This window comes from Methanoregula sp. (genome assembly GCF_002835825.1).
Taxonomy (GTDB): domain Archaea; phylum Halobacteriota; class Methanomicrobia; order Methanomicrobiales; family Methanospirillaceae; genus Methanoregula.
On the sequence record NZ_PIZH01000580.1, the window covers coordinates 1 to 1,314 of the forward strand.

4 protein-coding genes are annotated in these 1,314 nt (G+C 62.5%); all 4 read right to left on the bottom strand.

From position 1 onward, the window contains the following. Nucleotides 1-474, bottom strand: a 474-nt coding sequence (locus CW742_RS13465) for a hypothetical protein (protein WP_292421235.1), incomplete at its 3' end; no start/stop codon positions are given. Next, nucleotides 432-782, bottom strand: coding sequence for a hypothetical protein (locus CW742_RS13470; protein WP_292421237.1), 351 nt, complete (start codon nt 780-782; stop codon nt 432-434). The genes CW742_RS13470 and CW742_RS13465, both read right to left, overlap by 43 nt. After that, complete coding sequence (locus CW742_RS13475) at nt 779-952, bottom strand: hypothetical protein (protein WP_292421239.1); 174 nt, start codon at nt 950-952, stop codon at nt 779-781. The genes CW742_RS13470 and CW742_RS13475 overlap by 4 nt, the downstream gene beginning before the upstream one ends. 106 nt (nt 953-1,058) lie before the next feature. Further along, nucleotides 1,059-1,314: hypothetical protein (locus CW742_RS13480; RefSeq protein WP_292421242.1), on the bottom strand; the 256-nt coding region annotated here is incomplete at its 5' end.

The window sequence follows — 1,314 nt, forward strand, 5'->3', positions numbered from 1 at the left end:
TCCCTTCACTTCCTCGATGAGTTTGTACGGGCAAAGGTCCGGGCAGTTCTTGATGCCCGGGGTTTTTCTCGGCTGATAGGATCCTTCCACTCCCTGTATCGTGGGGAGCGGAACCTTATCGAGGAACTCTTCCGGGGGCATCGTGAGGTCTTGGAGACAGCGGGTGAGGGTGCCTGGCATGATGCTGTGGTCCTTCCCGAAGAGGCAGCACCTGCCACCATTGATGTACTCTTCCGTTCCGAGGAGGTCGCATTTCTTTTCCCTGCAGTCTTTCACAGACCAGCGGGGTGTCTGGCTATTGCACTCGGTACCGCGCCTGACCTCCGAGGGTTTCCGGGGAGGGCGCACTTTCTTGCAGAGGTCCTTGTCCCTATCAAGTGAACTGCAGCCGATGTTCCGGCACTGCTGGAGGACACAGAACTCGTTGGCGGTCATCGCTGCACCGCCGTCACTAGGTTCAGGAACTCCGTCCACTCAATCGCCACGTAGGTCTTCGTGCGGTGGCGGCGGAATATCAGAAGCGGGACCATCCATTCCTTCTTGCCGTTCTCCTCGGCCTGTTTCAGACATTCCCAGATGTTCAGGGCCTCCTGGTTCTTGCACTCGACTGCATAGGGGAACAGGTCCCGCGCCCGGGAGCTCAGGAGGATGTCAATACCGCTCTGGCCCGTGATGGCGGGCCGGATGTCCGGTTCCCCGAGCTCAGGGTATGCGGTGCGGAGGTCCTGCACGATCTCGTTCTGCAGCACCCGGCCCTTGGCTTTGCAGCTGGCGGATTTCATTCCGCACCGTCCTTGGGCGTCCAACACTGCTCAATCCGGCGGTCCCAGAACCCGGGCTCGCCTTCTTCCGGGTGCCGGCACAGCGGGAGGGCTCCCGGACCGATCCTCTGCCGTTCTTCCAGCGGCACATCGTACCTGCAGGTCGGGCAGTCTTTCCCCTCCGCCGTCATCGCCGGGTCACCTCCCGCCAGATCTCGCGCAGGAAGCCGGTCCTCCACCAGGCTGCAAGCGTCATCAGCACTGTGCCGATGCCAACCCCGAGGATCAGGTCCGGGGTCATGCCGGCACAACCTCCCAGATGGTCCCGCCGTCACCGCTGCGGCCAGCTTTCCTCACGCCTTTCTTCTCGTCCTCGAACCGGCCGAGCACGATGCCGACGCTGTACGGTTCGAGGTTCACCTCCTTGGCCGGCGCCGTCGAGCTGAACCGGGTGCCTCCCGGGTGTTTCCGGCGCCACTTTAGGACCTTGCCCTCCCGTCCCGGGTGATTGGAGCCGTGCACTCCATTGCCTCCTTTGTGCTCCCGAAGATCC